We start from the raw sequence: 967 nt of genomic DNA on the forward strand, positions 1-967 counted from the left end.
TCCACCAGGTCCGCGCCGAGCTGGACGAGCTGAGCGACTATCTGCGCAAGCAGCAGGGCGGCGGCTGACCGTGGTGCCGGGGACCGGAACCGGCGGCCGAGGCGGCCGGGTTGTCGCGGGGCGCTATGAACTGTCCACGCTCATCGGCCAGGGCGGCATGGGCCAGGTCTGGACGGCGTACGACCAGCGCCTGGACCGGCGCGTCGCCGTGAAGCTGCTCCGCCCCGACCGGGTCGCGGGCGCCGAGGCCGAGGAGCTGCGCCGCCGCTTCGTGCGCGAGTGCCGGGTGACCGCGCAGGTCGACCACCCCGGCCTGGTCACCGTGCACGACGCGGGCAGCGAGCCGTCCGAGGACGGGGCCCTCTTCCTCGTCATGCAGTACGTCGACGGCGCCGACCTCGGCGACCACCTCGCCGAACACGACCCCTACCCCTGGCAGTGGGCCGTCGCCGTCGCCGCCCAGCTGTGCGCCGTGCTCTCCGCGGTGCACGCCGTGCCGATCGTCCACCGCGACCTCAAGCCGAGGAACGTGATGGTCAAGCAGGACGGCACCATCAGCGTCCTCGACCTCGGCATCGCCTCCGTGATGGACACCGACACCACCCGCCTCACCCACACCGGCTCACCGATCGGCAGCCCCGCCTACATGGCGCCCGAGCAGGCCATGGGCGGCGCCGTCGGCCCGTACACCGACCTCTACGCCCTCGGCGTGCTGATGCACGAACTCCTCAGCGGCGACGTGCCGTTCTCCGGCTCCACCGCACTCGGCGTCCTGCACCGCCACCTCTACGAACCGCCACTGCCGGTCCGCCGTCTGCGCCCCGAAGTGCCCGAGGCCCTGGAAACCCTCGTCCTGCGCCTGCTCGCCAAGGACCCCCAGCACCGCCCCGCCAGCGCCCAGCACGTCTACGAGGAGCTGGCGCCGCTGCTGCCCGCCCGCGGCATCCCCTCGGGCCGCCCGCTCGAC

At 73.5% G+C, this 967-nt stretch carries 1 protein-coding gene; it reads left to right on the plus strand.

The genetic code is table 11. From position 1 onward, the window contains the following. Positions 1-130: 130 nt before the first annotated feature. A partial coding sequence (locus tag GKQ77_RS33015) for a serine/threonine-protein kinase (RefSeq protein ID WP_258022367.1) occupies positions 131-967 on the plus strand: 837 nt, incomplete at its 3' end.

The organism is Streptomyces anatolicus (assembly GCF_019400875.1).
Lineage (GTDB): Bacteria > Actinomycetota > Actinomycetes > Streptomycetales > Streptomycetaceae > Streptomyces > Streptomyces anatolicus.